The 18,108-nt window shown below is 41.7% G+C and carries 14 protein-coding genes; 3 read left to right on the top strand and 11 right to left on the bottom strand.

Annotation, left to right across the window (positions count from 1 at the left end):
- Positions 1–165 precede the first annotated feature (165 nt).
- A complete protein-coding gene (locus ACQFX9_RS23175; protein WP_427158817.1) occupies positions 166–1,101 on the bottom strand; it encodes a hypothetical protein in 936 nt (311 codons plus the stop codon).
- Positions 1,102–1,449: 348 nt separating this feature from the next.
- Here ACQFX9_RS23175 and ACQFX9_RS23170 point away from each other — a divergent pair, with 348 nt between their 5' ends.
- Both ACQFX9_RS23170 and ACQFX9_RS23165 read left to right on the top strand, forming a co-directional pair.
- Positions 1,450–2,085, top strand: coding sequence for a sigma-70 family RNA polymerase sigma factor (locus ACQFX9_RS23170; RefSeq protein WP_427158815.1), 636 nt, complete (start codon positions 1,450–1,452; stop codon positions 2,083–2,085).
- A 102-nt stretch (positions 2,086–2,187) separates the two neighbouring features.
- A complete protein-coding gene (locus ACQFX9_RS23165; protein ID WP_427158814.1) occupies positions 2,188–3,561 on the top strand; it encodes a DUF1822 family protein in 1,374 nt (457 codons plus the stop codon).
- 447 nt (positions 3,562–4,008) lie between these two features.
- On the opposite strand, the gene ACQFX9_RS23160 is transcribed toward ACQFX9_RS23165, so the two are convergent.
- From ACQFX9_RS23160 to ACQFX9_RS23120, 9 genes are all read right to left on the bottom strand, one after another.
- Entirely contained in the window at positions 4,009–6,606 is a 2,598-nt protein-coding gene (locus tag ACQFX9_RS23160; RefSeq protein WP_427158813.1) for a chloride channel protein, read from the bottom strand.
- 189 nt (positions 6,607–6,795) lie between these two features.
- A complete protein-coding gene (locus ACQFX9_RS23155) occupies positions 6,796–8,103 on the bottom strand; it encodes a TldD/PmbA family protein (protein ID WP_427158811.1) in 1,308 nt (435 codons plus the stop codon).
- Positions 8,104–8,380: 277 nt separating this feature from the next.
- Positions 8,381–9,244 (bottom strand): Tab2/Atab2 family RNA-binding protein, encoded by an 864-nt coding sequence (locus ACQFX9_RS23150; protein ID WP_427158810.1) that lies wholly within the window; start codon positions 9,242–9,244, stop codon positions 8,381–8,383.
- 302 nt (positions 9,245–9,546) lie between these two features.
- Positions 9,547–9,849, bottom strand: a complete 303-nt coding sequence (locus ACQFX9_RS23145) for a DUF6464 family protein (RefSeq protein WP_103137834.1) — start codon at positions 9,847–9,849, stop codon at positions 9,547–9,549.
- Between the two features lie 305 nt (positions 9,850–10,154).
- Positions 10,155–10,598 carry a hypothetical protein gene (locus ACQFX9_RS23140; protein WP_427158808.1) on the bottom strand — a complete coding sequence of 148 codons (444 nt, stop codon included), beginning with the start codon at positions 10,596–10,598 and terminating at the stop codon, positions 10,155–10,157.
- Positions 10,599–10,691: 93 nt separating this feature from the next.
- On the bottom strand, positions 10,692–12,770 hold the full coding sequence (locus ACQFX9_RS23135; protein ID WP_427158807.1) for a hybrid sensor histidine kinase/response regulator: 2,079 nt from the start codon (positions 12,768–12,770) through the stop codon (positions 10,692–10,694).
- 4 nt (positions 12,771–12,774) lie between these two features.
- Positions 12,775–13,347, bottom strand: coding sequence for a chemotaxis protein CheB (locus tag ACQFX9_RS23130; protein ID WP_427158806.1), 573 nt, complete (start codon positions 13,345–13,347; stop codon positions 12,775–12,777).
- Positions 13,347–14,177: a CheR family methyltransferase gene (locus ACQFX9_RS23125; protein ID WP_427158805.1), complete on the bottom strand. Its 831-nt coding sequence runs from the start codon at positions 14,175–14,177 to the stop codon at positions 13,347–13,349. Before ACQFX9_RS23125 ends, ACQFX9_RS23130 begins: the two co-directional genes overlap by 1 nt.
- Positions 14,164–14,358, bottom strand: a complete 195-nt coding sequence (locus ACQFX9_RS23120; protein WP_427158802.1) for a hypothetical protein — start codon at positions 14,356–14,358, stop codon at positions 14,164–14,166. Before ACQFX9_RS23120 ends, ACQFX9_RS23125 begins: the two co-directional genes overlap by 14 nt.
- A gap of 567 nt (positions 14,359–14,925) precedes the next feature.
- Here ACQFX9_RS23120 and ACQFX9_RS23115 point away from each other — a divergent pair.
- Positions 14,926–17,619: a zinc-dependent metalloprotease gene (locus tag ACQFX9_RS23115; protein WP_427158801.1), complete on the top strand. Its 2,694-nt coding sequence runs from the start codon at positions 14,926–14,928 to the stop codon at positions 17,617–17,619.
- A gap of 5 nt (positions 17,620–17,624) precedes the next feature.
- Here the strand turns inward: ACQFX9_RS23115 and ACQFX9_RS23110 are convergent, their stop codons facing one another.
- On the bottom strand, positions 17,625–18,098 hold the full coding sequence (locus tag ACQFX9_RS23110) for a hypothetical protein (RefSeq protein ID WP_427158799.1): 474 nt from the start codon (positions 18,096–18,098) through the stop codon (positions 17,625–17,627).
- Between the last annotated feature and the right edge of the window lie 10 nt (positions 18,099–18,108).

Raw genomic sequence — 18,108 nt, 5'->3', positions numbered from 1 at the left:
TTGCAATGAAGATTAAGGGACTTCCAGAAAATAAATTATCCAATTTCTGCGAGAAGACATCGTGATTTTTCTCCCTACCCCCGTTCGGCTGACGCTCACGGCGGAAGCCTGCCCCTCTGCCTACACAGTGATAGTATATTTTTCTAGTGGTAAGTCCCTAATTTCTTAGCGTAGGTTAATGGGATATTTCCTAAAGGTATCTCCGCCGGTGAAACGTACCAGTGGCCGTCCCGTTCTATTAACCAGTTGTACTGCCGCAGAACAACTTTCAGGTGTCGCAATTCTGACTCTATCTATATTCCAGTTATCGTAACCATCAAAAGGATTGCGGGGTGCGCCACTATGTTCGATTCTCAATCCAGCCAAGTCACCAATTTTTGTCCCTGATGGTAAAGGAATAGTTACTGTATTGGTGGAGTTATTTGGCCAATTTCTTCCCTGGTTAAGATTGACCTTTGACAGTGTTGTGCCATTCTGTAGTTTAATTACTCCGTAGGCTACAGAACCGCCTCTGAGGTCATCACCGCCAGTAGTAATGGCTACTTGCAAGGATGAAATTGGTGTATTTCTGGCTGAGGATGGGGCATTGAGGGTAATATCGTGAAATGTGTTGACTCCAGTCAAACGCACCAATGGCCGTCCAGATGTGTTTGCTAGTTGTACCCCAGCAGAACAGGTTCTAGGTGTAGCAACCTTGAGGGTATCAACATTCCAGTTATCGTAGCCATCAGGAAATCGTCGGGGCGCACCATCATGTTCTAGGGTGAAAGAAACTAAATCTGCGAGTCTTGTACCTCTGGGTAAAGGTAGAGAAACTCTGTTGGTGGAGTTATTACGCCAGTTTCTTCCACGATTCAGATTGACTTTTTCTGTCCTTCCTCCTTGTAATTCCACTACTCCATACGCCACAGATCCTTCTCGTAGATCATCTCCTCCAGTGGTAATGGTCACATCTAAAGCAGAAACCTCTGTTGTGGGAGATTGAGCGATAATCCAGGGGAGTCGCTGCGCGATCGCACTGTTTTGTTGTACAGTCAAAACAGCAGTAGTGGGTACAAGTAAACTCAGAATTAGGCTTTTAAATCTAATATATTTGTTCATAGATATTTCCTCCTACTTAACTTTCTGCAATCACGAGAGTTAGTTGATTTCGTCCTCACTTTCAATAACAGATAAGGCTGAGAAAATATTCCAAAATTTGCTAAAAAATTTCTACACAACATCATAAAAAGACTGCAAAGCAAGACTCAGTAAGCTTTTTGTTGCTCATACAATCTTTAGCAGGTGCATAAAATCTCATCCCCAAACCTATATATGTCAGTGTTTTTGATCTGACAAATAGCAATTTCATTTGGAACAGACGTATCAAGGATTAGTCTATTGAGTAATCTGCAATCGCCGTCCTCTTGTGATCTGCTCTCTTTTTATGTAAGTTGAGATAATATACTTATGCAGTCAAAACCAATCGCAGATACCGTTACACATTTCATCATTGATGCCGAGTATCAAGAAGTAATCGCCAAGATTGCGCGCAAATATACTAGAGGCACTTCTATGTCTTGGGAAGATGCGGTGCAAACTGCAATGATGAAAGTTTACGAAGCCGTAAAAGCTGGGAAGTTTCACCAAGGGGGAATGGCAGAATTTCAGCGTTGGGCTACAGTTGTGGCGCGATATGAGATTATTAACTTTGTGAAAAAAGAACAGCTGCGTCACTACCAAAGTCTCGATACTACTATCGCTGGTACAGATTTTTTTTGGGTAGACACCATTGCTGATGATAGTAATTTATGGGATGCTGTCACCCGCGCCGATTTAATTATCCAAGCAAAACAAACAATTATCAATCTAGATTCGCGGTATAGCGATCGCGGTTATCTCAAATTATGGCAGCTGATGGTTGCAGGTAAAAACCAAACCCAACAAGCGTCTGCACTAGGAATTAGCCAAGGTGAAGTTTCCAAGCGTTGGAAAGAATTAGTAGGACGTGTCGCTATGGAATTAGGACTATTACAACCCGAAGCCATTAAACACGCACAAACTCAAACTAAAGTTACTCGCAGGCGTTCACAAGCCACATGGTAATCTTTTCGCCAATTTGGAAGAATTTATTATTTGTTGGCATAGAATAATCCACTGACTTGTTAACACAATTAACAACCCTTCAATATCGGGAAATTTTCACCTATGCGTAGAGAATCTGAAAAATCTCAATCTGCTAATCTGCGAAAACCTTTAGCAGCACCACAACCTGGAGAAATCTGGGAAATCAGTCGCCACTTACAATATTATGGTGAGTTTTGCCCCACTGCCGAAAATCAATTCTACTCTACCGCAGCTCAAAGCTTTTTACGGGGAGAAACTCCACCCCGCTACGTCATGATTGTCACGGAACCGGAAGCAGAGATTGTTTCTGTCATGGTATTGTCTACCGAAACTAATTTTACTTCTGATATTAATTTATTAATTCCTGCTCAGATTTGTGGTTCAGCACAAGATTTATTAGCAGAAACTTGGCACGTACAACCGATGTTAGTTAGTAATTTATTACAGCCATTCGGTCAAAGGTTATCAAGGGAGATTTACGATGTTTTATTAACAGTAGGAGACTATTATCATGGTTTAGTCGAGCAAAAACTAGAAATCCATCATATTGAAAACTTAGGTTTAAAATTAAACGCTGCAACATCTTTAGACATCAATAAAATAACTCTCTTTCATCAACAAGAACAAGAATGGAACGACGTTCTAACAATACCCGTAGCAGCTTATCATACCTATATTAAAACTGTAAACTTTACCGATAAGATTCTCCAAGAGCAAATAGATATAGAGCAAGAATTAGCAGAATTTGAGTCCACTGAACATAAATTCATCAGTTCACTAGCGACAGCCTTAAATAAAACCCATACTATTCTCAGTCGCTGGACACAAAATATTTTTGAACCCGAATGGCAAGATTCTTCTCAATTACCAAAATTCGCAGTTGCTACCCGCAGTGCTAGGGAATTACAGCACTCTCCCCTAAACCCCGATGAAATTACGGCAATTATTCAGCAATTATCATCTACGAATAACGAAAAACAACGTCAGCGTGCAGCTAAAGAGTTAGGAGAGGTTGCTGTTGGTAATAGTGATGCAATTCCAGCCTTGGTGAATTTGTTACGCAGCACATCTGATGATGAAACATTATGGATAGCTGTAGAAAGTTTGCGAAAACTTGATCCAGCAAATCCGGCTGCTGGTATCAGACGAATTAAACTGATTGATTTAGGAATAGAGATTGCAGGTAAAGATATAGCTTTAGCAGTGGCATTTTTACACAAGATTGATGGTGATGTTAGCGTACTTTTACAAGTTTATCCCACAGGTAATCATAATTATTTACCACCTGATTTAAAACTGATACTGCTGGATAATTCTGGTAATATATTGCGAGAAGTTATAGCTAGATGCACCGACATTTATATCCAACTTAAGTTTAGCTGTGCAGTGGGAGAAGCATTTACTGTGCAAATAGCTTTAGGTGAGACGAATTTTAGCGAAGATTTTGTAATGTAATTCCACCAAAATATTTAGTTTATAGGATAATACAGTTCCGTTAAGATTTTGGGCATATTACGCAAACTTGAAAGTTGTATAGGAATCCGCTTTGATTCCTGAAATCATTTGCGTAGGAAGGGAACTCTTAACAGGGAACAGAGAGAAGTATGAGCGGAGGAAACCTCCGCTCAGAACTTCGGAGGAACAGGTAAGAAGGAACAAAAGTGTACGGAGTTTTTTCAGAAATCAAATATGAGTCCTATAGCTCTTATAGACGGGCGATCGCTTCATCTACAATCAAGCTAAGGGTGAGTTGTTCTATGATGCTGACGGTTTTGGTGGTGCTGCACAAGTGCAAATTGCCCAATTCTCTAACCGTGCGGCTTTAACTGCTGATAGTTTTGTGTTGTTTGGAAACAGTGGAACTTAAATATCAATATCTTTGATTGTGCGGTGATACCACAATCATGTAATTGCTCCCCGCACTAATATCACCGTACTATCTACACCAGAGGCGATCGCTTCTGGTATATTACCTTGGATAGCTTGTTGCAGTAAGCCTTCACGAGAAGCACCCAAAACCACCACATCAAAACCTTCAGTTTCTACTAAATTAATTACACCCTCAGCCACAGAGTCAGCTTGTACGGGAGTTGCAACCACTGTACTCGCTAATTGACGGCGACGCATCAATTGACGCAAGGCTTGTTCTATCACTGTCATATCTGGTTGGAATTCCAGGGGTTTAAATACCCGTGTTAAACAAATTTGCGGATGATCTCCCAGAGTAACTAAAGCTGGTAACAGTTTAATTGCTAATCTTGCATTCGGCCCCCCAGCCATCGGCACCAACCAACGATTAAAGGACTGTTGACTATTGACTGTTGACTGTTGACTGCTACCTAATTTAACTAGCACTACGTCACAGGTGGCTTGGCGGATGATGGTGTCTACGACGTTACCAAAGATTCGTCCTGGGGTGGAGGTGTTACCTTTCCAACCCATCAAAATTATGTCTATATGGCTTTCCTTGATGCTTTCTAGGATAGCTTGGGCGGTATCGTGGGCGACGCGAATTTGAGTATGTAGGGGAATGTGCCATTTTTTAGCTAAAACTTCCGCTTGTCTGAGGAGACGACGACTTTTTGTAGTTCTGACTGGTGTTTCGGCGGGAGAACTGTGACGGGATACTAAAATCACCTGGACGCATTCTATTTCATAGTGGCGATCGCGGGCAATGGCGGTTGCCATTTCTAATAATGTCTCGGCGGTTTCGGGGTTGGCGACGGGGACTAATAACCTACCTCTGCCAACGCTGGGCGATCGCGTTTGGTAAACTACATAGGAAGGTTCTGGTTGTGGCCCTGGAATAGCGTTTTTCCCGTTCAATTGATCTGCTTCGGCGCGGATAATGTCTGCACGGGTAATAATCCCAATCAGTTTTTTCCCTTCTACCACGGGTAAGCGACTGAGTTGATATCTATCTAGTAAATACAACACATTACTCAAGCTATGCACAGGTGTCACCGTCATGGGATTGGCGGTCATAATCTCTCGTAAAGGTGTATCCTTTTGTAAGTGGCGATTTTGAATTTTAGTTAAATCTGATTGGGTGACAATTCCCACCAGTTTACTATTCTCCACTACCGGAAACCCGCGATGATGGGAAGTAGAAAACGCTTGGGTAACTTCTTCTAAAGTCATGTCTGCATCTAGGGTTTCTACCCGTTGTTGCATTACATCCTTAGCGGTTAACTGATTTAAAATACCTTCGACAGAAACTTTTTTAGTTAAGGTAATACCATTCAATTGCAAAAGCTTTTCATACAGCGAACCAGGAAATACCTTATCAGCTACTAAATAAGCAGTGACTACCACAATCATTAAAGGTAGCACTAGATTAAAATCCGTGGTCATCTCAAAGACAATCACAATAGCGGTGATGGGGACTTTAGAAACTGCACTAAAAAATCCCCCCATCCCAGCTAAAGCATAAGTAATGGGAGAAGCTTGATCAACAACTTGGAAGCTTAACACCCCTACCATGTGACCCAAAACTGAACCTAAAATCAAACTTGGTGCAAATAATCCTCCCGGCGCGCCCGAACCAAAGGCGATGAGGGTGAGAATGAACTGAGAGATAAAGGCGATCGCGGCTATGGTGGGCTGTAATTCACCAGTAATAATATATTCTCGTAATCCCGTATTATCTCGAAAAGAAGCCGGCAATAAAGACACAATAATTCCCGAAATTAAGCCAGCTAAAGCCATCCTCAAGGGTAAGCTAATATGCAAGCGGCGATATAATTTGATACTTAAAATTAAACCTTGATTAAATAATGCCCCCAGTATCCCTGCTAAAACACCCAACAGCAAAAAAAAGGGAATTTCTGTAAAGTAGAATCTACTGGAGTAGTGCATTAATTCAATACTTAAATCCAGACTACCACCACCCAACAACCGCGACATCACCCCACCAATAAACGCCGCGATAATTGCAGTTCCTAAAGTTAAGCCTGATAAATCTTGCAGTAATTCCTCAATAATAAATAGTACCCCAGCGATGGGAGCATTAAAAGCTGCCGCCAAACCAGCCCCCGCACCAGCTGCGATCATTTGTCGCCGATGATCAGGCGAAGTCGGAACTAAATGACTCATCCCCGCCGCTAAACCAGCACCCACTTGCACTGTCGGCCCTTGTCTTCCTAAAGTCATCCCCGAACCTAAAACAATAATGGCAGTGAATAGCTTAATTAAAGCTACCCGCCAAGATAATTTCGTCGGGACATTAGCCAAAGTCGCCTTAACTTGAGGGATACCACTACCCGCCGCCTGTGGTGCTAACCTTTCTACCAGCCAGCCAGCTAAAAACCCAAAACTCACCCCGACTAAAGGTAAAGCCACCCATGCCGGTACAATATGGGAACTCTGAACCCGTAATGCACCCAACGAACCCGAACCCACCTTTAAGATAACCGCAGAGAAAGCAGCCACCACCCCGATAATACAAGCTTCTGCGATCGCTAACCCTTTTCTGGGCTGCAACCACCTACGAAAGTCCATAAGTTAGTTGTTAGTTATTAGTCATTAGTCATTAGGGAACAGGGAACAGGGAACAGGGAACAGGGAACAGGGAACAGGGAACAGTTTTTCTCATCTCCTACCTTGTCTACCTTGTCTACCTTGTCCCCAATCCCCAGTCCCCAGTCCCCAATCCCCAGTCCCCAATCCCCAATCCCCAATCCCCAATCCCTAATTCCTCCCCGTTGTCGATAGTCCTTCCACTATCAAAGATGGAGTGTAACAAGAGCCATTCCAATCAGTATCACTACCTAATTCTATTTGTTTGAGAGCAGTATAGATATTACCTGCTACCATCGTATCTTTTATACGTCCGATAACTTCTCCTTTGCGGACGCGATAACCTAGTTCGATGTTGATAGAAAAGTCACCGGAAATACCGCCGCCGCCACCTAACATTTGATCCACTATTAAACCGTCATCAATATTTTGAATTAACTCTTGTAATGATGCTGTACCAGGTTTGATCAGAAAATTAAATAACCCAGGGGTGGGATAACTACTTAAACTAGGACGGACAGCGTTCCCAGTTGTACCAGTGCCTAGTTTCTTTCCAGTGGTGCGATCGCAATAATAATTTTGTAAGATGCCATTTTCGACAAATACTAAAGGACTGGTGGGTGTACCTTCGTCATCAAAAGGACAGCTATAAGGGCCTGCTAAGGGGTCTTGATACAAAGTCAGGCTAGAAGCAATGATTTTTTGACCAATACGTTCTGCCCAAGGCGAGGCTGATTCTAGCACTCGTTTACCATTTAACGCCGCTTGGGCAGTTCCCCACAACATATCCGCAGCCTTAGATGTGAACAACACCGGGACGCGTCTATGAGGAGACGAAACATTTTTCTTCGCCCACGTCAATCTTTGTAAAATTTGCTGGGCTAATTTTTCCGGTTCTAAAATGTCGCGCTGGGTTTGACCATCGGAAACACTTAAAAAATCATCACCCCGCACCCATTCAGCTGACATATAGCAACTTAATGTTGTATCAGTATAATACGCGTCTAAACCTCTACTGTTGACAATTCTGGTTACTTCTAAATCACATTCCCAGTCACTATTACAGACAACATCTGGATAAGCATCACGGATAATTGCGATCGCTTCTTTTCCCCAACCCACTAAAACTTCTACAGGTATGGCTGTCCCTAAATCGGGATAAACACCCTGAGAATCGCTGACTAACTCCAAGACTTCTGGCTGGTTAAGTTTGCTCAAAGCGATCGCCCTTTCTACCATTGCTTGTGGTTCTACAGAACCGTAAGCCACCGTGAGTCCTGGACGGCCATTGCGCCATAATCGCAGTGCCGTACCTTCAGATTGACTGGTTTCTAGTTGTTTGAGTCGGTTAGCCTCAAAAAACACCGGACGAGATAGCGATCGCGACTGATACACCTCAGCTGCTTCTGCGCCCGATTTGATAGCTAACTCCAGTAGCCGTTCTGCTAGTGTATCCTGTAACAAATTTTCAGAACCCATGACTCTCGGTAAATGATGGATTTTGGATTTTGAACCGCCACTCAACGCAGATCATTATCCCAAATCATTAGCAATTATCCGCGTAAATTAGCATTTGATAAATTCGCAATGCAGACGGACGCAGATAATTATCCCAAATGATCGGTATCTCTTTGCATTTATTAGGATTGGGGGTAAAACAATTCAAAATTCAAAATTCAAAATTCAAAATTAAAGAACTGTTAGGGATGGGAGGGTAGTTTAACTAATTCCCAATGCCCCATACCCCATACCCCATTTAAGGCAAACTAATCTCCTGTAATAGCCAAAATCCTGCGAAAGCTTCCGCTTGGGGATCAGATTGTACGCCTAGAAAATGTACACCGTTGGCTTTTTGCTTGGCAGCTTCAAAACCCTTGGCTTCCGCTAAGGTGGTGGGATTTTTGATATTGGCTAAAATCCAACTTTCTGTAGAACCAGTTTCTAAAACTAACTTCGTTCCTTGTTTCTCATCAATCCGCAAAAATGCCAACTCCAAACCAGACATCCAACCAGCTAAAGGTAAAGCCCTGGGTGAGAAAATCAAAATACCAGGGATGCGGGTTTCGGGGGCTAATTGTGCTAAATCTAGGGGAAAAGCTTCACTAAAGCCGATTTCCCATTCTGGCATCTCCGCCAACTCCCCAGCCGATAAGGAGACAAATATCCATTGTTGTCCTTCTAGGGCATCAGGCAATCTCTGGGGTAAAGGACTATCTAACCTGACTGAAGGATTTGTCCCCCCTTGATAGCCTACTTCTTGGGGATAAACCTCAGTCATACGCTCTTGCAGCCATTGGTTAAGTACCAAAGTCTTGCGACTAGGTAGGGAAGGAATCCCCAAATCTTCGCAAGCTTTAGTAATCATATTGTTCATTTGACGGCGGAAAAAGCGAATTTTGATTGGTGCTTCCCCAGCTTTATCGATAGCTTCCTGTAATGCTGTCCTTAACCAGAGTGAGTTTACCTGTGTACTAGGACAATACTTTGCATAACGGAATAGAGAATCTAAGTTTGTGCGAATATCTAAAGGACTTTCACAGACTAAGACTTCCCAAATTTTTTTCTGATTTTCGTCCAAAATCGGACGGGAGTAAAAATCTATTTCCCAAATACTGCCCATGTTTTGCCGTAAAAATCTGGCGAGTTTATATTTTGCTTATATTCTCACTCTACCAAGGATGGTGGATAGTCAAGTCGCTTCGCTCCAATTCAAAATTCAAAATTCAAAATTCAAAATTAAAGATAGCCACCCACAAGGGACGGGGCTTGAACCCAACAAGCATTTTTTTCCTTCTGCCTTCTGCCCTTTACCTTTCTTGTCAATAGTCATTAGTCATTACTCAGCACCGGCTAAACGCCGCGCTACCACTAACAGCACTCATTACTCATTACTCATTACTCAGCACTCATTACTTCCCATCCTTAATCCCTGGCCTCATAATACCTACACCCTTTACAGGGGCCGTGGGGGTTGACTGCACAACGGAGATAACCGCAACGGGCATTGAATTTACAACTAATGTCACCAATGAGAAAGCCTACTCCTTCTAGGTAATAGCGATCGCCTTCTACTGGTCTAAGACTTTGTTGTATCCTAGCTCTAGAAGCATTAATGGCGGCTTGGCGCAACCGTAAACGTATCCGCCAATGGGTTTTACGAATTACCCATAGCGAAAACAGGGAAGGTAACAAACCAATAGTAATTAGTAAAAGTGTCCTAAACACTTCTCTCATCCTCTTAAGATACGTTGAGCGATTTGCTATTTGCTTCCTCCGTCAAATTATTATCTCTTATCTTCAGTTAATCAAGTGACCAAACCCTTCAGTCAGGGAACAGTGAACTAATTTGCAATTTGCAATTCGCAATTCGCAACGATGCTCCCGCCCCGCTTCTCTACGAGACGCTACGCGTAGCTTGCTTCCACGGAGTGGTACGCTAACGCAATCCCCAGTCCCCAGTCCCCAATCCCTAATCCCCAACTCCTCTTCATTTTGAATTTTGAATTTTGAATTTTGAATTGATTCGTCCCCTATCCCCTCCGTCGCTGCTTGCCTAATTTTTTCCTATGGGCGCGTTGACGCAGTTGTTGTGCGAGGAGTGTTGCTTCTCTTTCGGCTTTAAATAAATCAATTTTTCTGGTTGTGAGCAGAAAGGAATAATCTGGCTTTTGTCTCACCCAGGGAATACTTACAGTTGAATACTGGCAAATACTTTTATATGACTGCTGACTACTTGCTGTCGAATAATTGAGGTGACTGTTGATATTGCTAGCGATCGCTTTCAATTCTAATATCTTGGCTTCTAACTCTGCTGCTATTTGATTAATGTTCTGTACCAGTGTATTTAATCTCTCCCAGGTGCTAATTGTGTCTTGCGGTGGCTGTAGTGGCACTATGGCACTATTTAAGGTTGCTGGTAATAGTGCTAATGGTAGTGAAATAGGCTGTTTGTTGCTAGCTACAGTTTTTTTCATTGTTGTTCGCAATGTTACTTGGCTTTTTAGGCATTTTAACAGTTTTTAGTACATTTGTACTAAAACATAAAAATATAGTAGCCAAACAAATTATTAAATTTTCCCGACTGCGGCTAACTCCAAAAGATTGATGACTGTAGTAATTAACTTATCGGCTTCAATCGGCTTGAATAGATGTTGCTGAAATCCCAGTGGAATAGATGGAGGCGATGCGGCTTCAGGAGACAATGCGGTGAGGGCGATCGCGGGAATGTTACCTCCCTGTTGTGCTTCTAGGTTGCGTAATCTGTGAATGAAACTATAACCATCTGAGTCTGACATTGCTAAATCAGTGATTAAAATGTCAGGTTGTGATTCTTCTAGTATTGCTAACGCCGCTTCTGTGGAGTTGGCGGCATCCGCGATCGCACCGGATTCTTCCAATAAGCAAACTAATAAATTACAGGTATCAATTTCATCATCGACTACTAAGACTTTGACTCCTTGGAGGGGTGTGGAATTTTGCCAAAAACTTACCTCTTGTGGCTGATTGACATTCTCTTGATTTGCACCGATTAAAGGGAGTCGGACTGTAAAGATGGCACCTTGTCCTTCCCCTGGACTATCGGCGGTAATTGTACCACCATGCAATTCTACTAAATGCCTGACAATGGCTAATCCTAAACCTAGTCCACTGTGCGATCGCGTGGTGGTACTATCGGCTTGACGGAAACGTTCAAAGACTTTCGGCAGAAATTCTGGAGTAATCCCAATTCCTGTATCAATGACTTGAATTTGAGCGTAAACAGAAGATTTAGGAATACCTACCGGAATAGAAGCCGAAACTTTCTGATTTTCTAGTTCAGTCCCTTCCAGTTCAACACCTGTTAAATGGACTTCTACCTTACCATTTTGGGGTGTAAACTTAATGGCGTTGGTGAGGAGATTCCAGACAATCTGCTGTAATCGTGATGGATCGCCACACACTGAACCCAAGGGTGTATTGAAGAAAGTGTGTACTTCAATATCTTTAGTATCTGCTAAGGGGCGCACTACCTCTAAAGCTGCTTCAATGACGGAAACAGGATTCACTGCACATAAATTGAGGCGCAGTTGACCCCGAATAATCCGCGATACATCTAAAATATCTTCAATTAGCTGTACTTGAGTATTGGCATTGCGCTCAATTGCTTCTAGGGCGCGGGCTGTGGCTGTTGCGTCTAGTTTTTTAGCTCGGAGAATTTTCGACCAGCCTAACATGGCGGTGAGGGGTGTTCGCAGTTCGTGGGATAGTACCGCTAAAAATTCATCCTTCATGCGATTGGTAGCTTCTGCTTCTTGTCTTGCGGTTTGTTCCCGAATTACTTGAGCGCGGATTTCTTCGGCTTGTTTACGGGTGGTAATATCTTCTAAAGTCCCTACATAGCCTAATAATTCTCCTTGATTGGAAAGCATGGGAGAGGAGCGCACCTGCACCCATCGCAGGCTACCATCAGTAGTGTGAAACTGAAATTCTTCTGAGTAGTCGCCACCTTGTTGAATATAAGCATTCCAACTGGCGACGGCTCTATCTCTATCTTCTAGGTGAACTGAATCGATCCATTTTGTATGTAAGGTATCTACCGCACTCAAACCACAAATCGCCTGATAGCGGGGATTTGTATATTTACAATGTCCTTCTGTATCTGTTTCAAAAATGCCTACAGGAGAACAGGTACTCAAACAACGGAATCTTTCCTCACTTTGGCGCAATTCTGCATTCATGGCGGTGAGTTGCGCGGCTTGGCGTTGGACTGCTTGAGTTTTTTTAAATAATTCCACAAATACTGTCACTTTCGACAGTAAAATATGAGATTCTATAGGTTTTAGAAGATAATCTACAGCTCCTAAAGCGTAGCCTTTAAATAACATTTGATCATTGCTACTAAATGCTGTTAAAAAAATAATGGGAGTCTGACGCGATCGCCCCCGACTGCGAATCATTGTCGCCGTTTCAAAACCATCCATTCCCGGCATCTGCACATCTAATAAAATGACGGCAAAATCCTGATTTAGCAGACATCTTAAAGCGTCCTCGCCGGTGGTAGCTCGCACGAGATTTGCGCCCAAACGTTCTAAAATCGCCTCTAGTGCGAGCAAATTTTCCAACTTATCATCCACTAAGAGGATGTTAACTTTGAGTTCGGGCTGCATGAGTTCAGTTCCCTGTGGAATAACAAATATTGACTAGTAAATCCGAAATTTCTGGTAGTTGTAAAATCCAATCTACTGCTAGATCAGCCATAGCTGCGGCAGGCATAATCGGACTTTCGGCCGTACTTGGTTCTTGTACGATGGTAATACCTCCTCGTGCCTTAATTTTTTTCAGTCCTTGTGTACCATCTTGATTTGCTCCTGTTAATATTAGACCAATCACGCTTCCCCCGTAGGTATCAGCTGCTGATTCAAACAATACATCTATTGATGGTCTAGCGTAAGACACAGGCTGATCTATCGACAGCGCAAAATAACCAGGTTCAACTAGCAAATGATAATCAGGTGGTGCTAAATATACTCTACCTGGGATGATTTCATCTTTATCTTCTACCTCTTGAATTGGTAATGATGTGTATGTTTGCAGTAATGCTTTGAGAGTAGCGTCTGATTCTTTATGACGATGCTGCACAATGGCGATCGCAGTGGGAAAATTAGCTGGTAAATTACCCAGAATTTTTTGCAAAGCTGATAATCCCCCCAACGAAGTCCCCACTACAACAATTTTAAAACACACTAGTTCAGCCTCCGGTAAAGTTTTTCACCTTTAGCTATTTCTTCATAGTATTGCTCATAAGGGGTAAATCTGAGTGATTCTTGTTTACCTAAACCCAAGATACCAAAATTACACAAACTATTATGAAATAGTGTATGCACTTGCTTTTGTAATATCTGATTAAAGTAGATTAAAACGTTGCGGCAGATAATCACATTAAACTCATTAAAAGAACTATCTGTAGCCAGATTATGCTGGGCAAATATCACATTTTCTTTTAATGTAGTGCGAAAAATTGCGTGATCATAAGCAGCAGTGTAATATTCTGAGAAAGATTGCTTGCCACCAGCTTTGAGATACAGTTGAGTATACTCTTGCATTAATTTAAGTGGAAAAATCCCACTTTTGGCAGTTTGCAGTACCTTTTCATTAGTATCAGTAGCGTATATGCGACAACGATGATACAGGTTTTCTTCCTGGAGAAGAATTGCCATTGAATAGACTTCTTCACCAGTAGAACAGCCAGCGTGCCAAATGCGAATAAAAGGGTAAGTTTTGAGTAATGGTATAACTTTACTCCGAAAGCACAAATAAAAACTAGGGTCACGGAACATTGATGTCACATTGACGGTGATATTAGTTAAAAATTGTTCCAAAGATGTGCGATCGTGCAGTAATTTTTCTTGTAGTGCGGAAATATTCTTTAGACCCTGAGAGTGTATAAAACTCAGAATGCGTCTTTTCAGAGAAGCCTGAGCATAGTTACGGAAGTCATAACCGTAGTATTGGTATAAACCTTGCAATAGCAACTGAATTTCAATGTCCTCTAAATCGGGTTTAGGCAAATTCATAATGAGGATAGTGAAGATATAGCAATCCTAAATCATTAGTGGAGCAAGGGAATAGGGATTGGGGACTGGGGACTGGGGATTGGGGATTGGGGATTGGGGACTGGGGATTGGGGATTGGGGATTGGGGATTGGGGATTGGGGATTGGGGATTGGGGATTGGGAAAATTACCCTAAAAAACAAAAATCCCCCTGATTTCCAGGGGGTGATTCACTTCTAGGAGGGCGTTTGTTACTTATTTATCATCCAATAGGGGTGATGTTATGCACTCTCGGAAAAATTTTAGGATTTGGTCAATAGTCAATAGTCAATAGTCATTAGTCATTAGTCATTAGTCATTAGTCATTAGTCATTAGTCATTAGTCATTAGTCATTAGTCATTAGTCATTAGTCATTAGTCATTAGTCATTAGTCATTAGTCATTAGTCATTAGTCATTAGTCATTAGTCATTAGTCATTAGTCATTAGTCATTAGTCATTATTTTTTCTTCCCCTGCTTCCCCTGCTTCCCAATCCCCAATCCCCATAAATGTCATGTGTTACACAATTTTATATATAATTATTCATCTATCCTAAGATATATATATTGCTATATAGCGATTTTAAATTTATGAAAAAAATTACTCAAAAACGCTAGTAGTGATGATGGAATAAACGCTAATGAAAGCCTGGTGGCGTTTTTAGTGTGAAATCACAATTCAATCCTTCCAGGGTGGATTTTTGGCAAATTAATCCACATTTTGACTTAATATGAAAAAATGGCTCAGGAAATTGGCAATCTACACCATATTGGTGTTGTGTAGTTTTCTATTTAATGGTATTGATGCAGTAGCTAACGAAGTTACCAGTCCTGATGCACAGCAACTAAATTCAATGGCAATGGAGGAAAATTTAGTTGATGCTGATACTTTTGAGTTAGGTAGAAAGGGCGATTTCTGGCGATTTCGGGAGATAATTCAAGCAACAGACAAACAAGAGGGGCTGTTTAACTTTTATCAAAGTCCTGATTCTGGAGACATTTACTGGGAAATTCAGCCTGAACAGTTAAATAAAAATTATCTGGCGGCGGTAACTTTGGAATCGGGAATTGGGGAAAGTGGAATTTATAGTGGTTTACCTTTAGCGGACTTTCTATTTTACTTACACCCAGTTAATAATCACTTGCATTTTGTGGTACGTAATGTTAAATTTCGCACTGATGCTACAAAACCAGAACAGCGATCGCTGGCTCGTTCTTTTAGTGATTCAGTCTTGTATTCCCTACCTATAGATAGTATTAATCCCTACAATCATCATCTTCTGATTAACCTGCATGATCTGTTGATGCGTGATTTTCCTGGGCTAACACCCTTATTAAAATACTCACTTCAAACTGATTACCGTTTAGAAATCGATAAGTCTTATTTTGGTAAAATCAACAGCTTTCCAGAGAATGTAGAAATAGATGCGATTTATGGTTTTTCCTCAGCAGAAGGAGCAAATTTAGTTACCTTACCTGATAGTCGAGCCTTGACGCTGAAGGTACATTACAGTTTTTCCCAACTTCCAGAAAACAACGGCTATATTCCCCGACTGGCTGACGACCGAGTAGGATATTTTATTACAGCTTTTCAAGATTTTTCGCACAATGACGGGTTAGATCCTTTTGTGCGCTACATTAATCGTTGGCATTTAGAACCATCTGATCCTGACGCAGCCCTATCTCCACCCAAACAACCGATAGTATTTTGGATTGAAAATGCTGTTCCCTTAGAATACCGCGATGCCATCCGTGAAGGTGTGCTGATGTGGAACAAAGCTTTTGCTAAAGCTGGTTTTGAAAATGCTGTGGAAGTGCGACAAATGCCCGATGATGCGGATTGGCAACCTGCTGATGTGCGCTACAATACGATTCGCTGGTTTAATTCCCTAGATGCAGGTTTTGCCAAGGGGCCAATTCGCGTCAACCCACTGACTGGGGAAATCTTAGACGCAGATATCATTATTGATGCCAATATGGTGCGTTCAATCAATCAGCAATATCGCGCCTTGAGAAATACAACTACATCCCTGGGTGATAATTCCTGTCCGACTCTAGATAAACAGCAGGAGTCTTCAGAATTTTGCTATGGGATGGAATCGACAAATCAAGCGGCGTTTGGATCTTTGGCGTTGTCACTTTTGCCTCAAACAACACCGCAACCAGAACTGATGCAAGAATATGTACATCAATATCTGCGTTCGGTGGTGGCGCATGAAGTGGGACATACTCTGGGTTTGCGTCACAACTTTCATGGCAGTACCATGTTAACGCCCGAACAATTAAATAACACTGCTATTACCCATACTAAAGGTTTAGTTGCTTCGGTGATGGATTATGTACCTGTGAATATTGCACCCCAGGGAGTAGAACAGGGAGACTATTTTCCTTGGGTTGTCGGCCCCTATGATGAGTGGGCGATAGAATATGGTTATAAACCCAGTCCCCACGCTGCACTTAAACCCTACATCCCAGAAGCAGAGAAAGATTTTTTAGAGCAGATTGCTTTAGCTTCACCACAACCAGAATTATCTTACTCTACTGATGAAGATATTTGGGATATTAATCCCCTGGCTAATGTTTGGGATATGAGTAGTGATGTTTTAGTCTATTCCCAATGGCAAATGGATAACGCCCGTGTGATGTGGCAGCATTTGAATGAGCATTCTTTGGCAAAAGGCGAAAGTTATAGTAATTTGGGTGTTTTATTTAATAAGGTATTGCAATATTATTTCCGCAATGCCACTTTACTTTCAAAGTACATCGGTGGACAATCTTTTCAGCGTCTCCATGTAGGTGATGATTATTCTTGGGCGTTTGTCGGAGTTCCAAGAGACAAACAACATCAAGCATTGACAAAACTACAAGAGTATGTGTTTGCTGAAGATGCTTTCACTTTTTCACCACAATTATTAAATCAGCTAGCACCGTCACGATGGGAACACTGGGGAAGCATGACACCTAGTAACCGCCTTGATTATCCCATTCACGAACGGATTTTGCAGTTTCAAACTAGGATATTACGATCGCTGTTAGATAGCGATCGCTTGCATCGCTTACGGGATTTAGAATTAAAAAACCCCGATAATCAAGCTTTGTCTATTCCCGAACTGTTTGACAGCTTACAAACGGGTATTTGGACAGAAGTTTTCCACAACGCACAACCAAAGCAGATTTCTAGTATGCGTCGTTCATTGCAACGAGAACACCTGAATATCCTCCTAGCAATGCTCCTCCATCAAAATGATTTACCCCAGGATGCTTGTACAATAGCTTGGTATGAACTACACCAACTCCAACGAGCCATTGACTATCAACTGCAAAAATTCGCCCCCCAACTGGATATTTATACAATAGCTCACTTACAATTTTCTAGCGATCGCATTACCAAAGCCTTAAATGCACAATTACTATCTAAGGGTTAATGAAATTACACTTGTCCTTGAATAATTTGCGTCAATTCAGTGCGACTACGCTTTGCCTCATACCAAAAAGATCCCCAGCAGATAAATAACATTAGTATAGGCATACCTATAAATATTGGGGCTATGTGATTAGGTATAGCACCAGTAAATAATATGGGAATAACTGCACTGTACCAGAAGAAAAACCAAAATCCTAAAAATGCCATCACAAAAGGATGTATACTCATCTGCACATGAATCAAAGTTTGATGGGATTGCACTTCAAATTGTCCCCGAATCATTGGTAAAAATGAATTACGGTAGTGAATTATTCGACTAATTTGAAAACCATCTTCAGAAATACTGCCTTCATAGGGAGCGTGGTTTCTAGAAAATCTAAATGCTTTTTGTGGTTCAACTTTTTGACTCAGTCTTTGTCTAACTATAGTTACTGAGTCAGGTGTCGTAATGGTAAATGTATCATGGGGGAGTATTTTCATATTTCATGAA

It is taken from the genome of Aliinostoc sp. HNIBRCY26 (genome assembly GCF_050235535.1).
Classification (GTDB): Bacteria; Cyanobacteriota; Cyanobacteriia; order Cyanobacteriales; family Nostocaceae; genus Trichormus.
Note: the sequence above shows the minus strand (reverse complement) of the source record. Positions and strands in the feature narration are given on the sequence as shown.

Coding starts and splice junctions, on each gene's coding strand:
- ACQFX9_RS23175 (WP_427158817.1), bottom strand. CDS start 1,101: ATGAACAAATATATTAGATTTAAAAGCCTAATTCTGAGTTTACTTGTA.
- ACQFX9_RS23170 (WP_427158815.1), top strand. CDS start 1,450: ATGCAGTCAAAACCAATCGCAGATACCGTTACACATTTCATCATTGAT.
- ACQFX9_RS23165 (WP_427158814.1), top strand. CDS start 2,188: ATGCGTAGAGAATCTGAAAAATCTCAATCTGCTAATCTGCGAAAACCT.
- ACQFX9_RS23160 (WP_427158813.1), bottom strand. CDS start 6,606: ATGGACTTTCGTAGGTGGTTGCAGCCCAGAAAAGGGTTAGCGATCGCA.
- ACQFX9_RS23155 (WP_427158811.1), bottom strand. CDS start 8,103: ATGGGTTCTGAAAATTTGTTACAGGATACACTAGCAGAACGGCTACTG.
- ACQFX9_RS23150 (WP_427158810.1), bottom strand. CDS start 9,244: ATGGGCAGTATTTGGGAAATAGATTTTTACTCCCGTCCGATTTTGGAC.
- ACQFX9_RS23140 (WP_427158808.1), bottom strand. CDS start 10,598: ATGAAAAAAACTGTAGCTAGCAACAAACAGCCTATTTCACTACCATTA.
- ACQFX9_RS23135 (WP_427158807.1), bottom strand. CDS start 12,770: ATGCAGCCCGAACTCAAAGTTAACATCCTCTTAGTGGATGATAAGTTG.
- ACQFX9_RS23125 (WP_427158805.1), bottom strand. CDS start 14,177: ATGAATTTGCCTAAACCCGATTTAGAGGACATTGAAATTCAGTTGCTA.
- ACQFX9_RS23115 (WP_427158801.1), top strand. CDS start 14,926: ATGAAAAAATGGCTCAGGAAATTGGCAATCTACACCATATTGGTGTTG.
- ACQFX9_RS23110 (WP_427158799.1), bottom strand. CDS start 18,098: ATGAAAATACTCCCCCATGATACATTTACCATTACGACACCTGACTCA.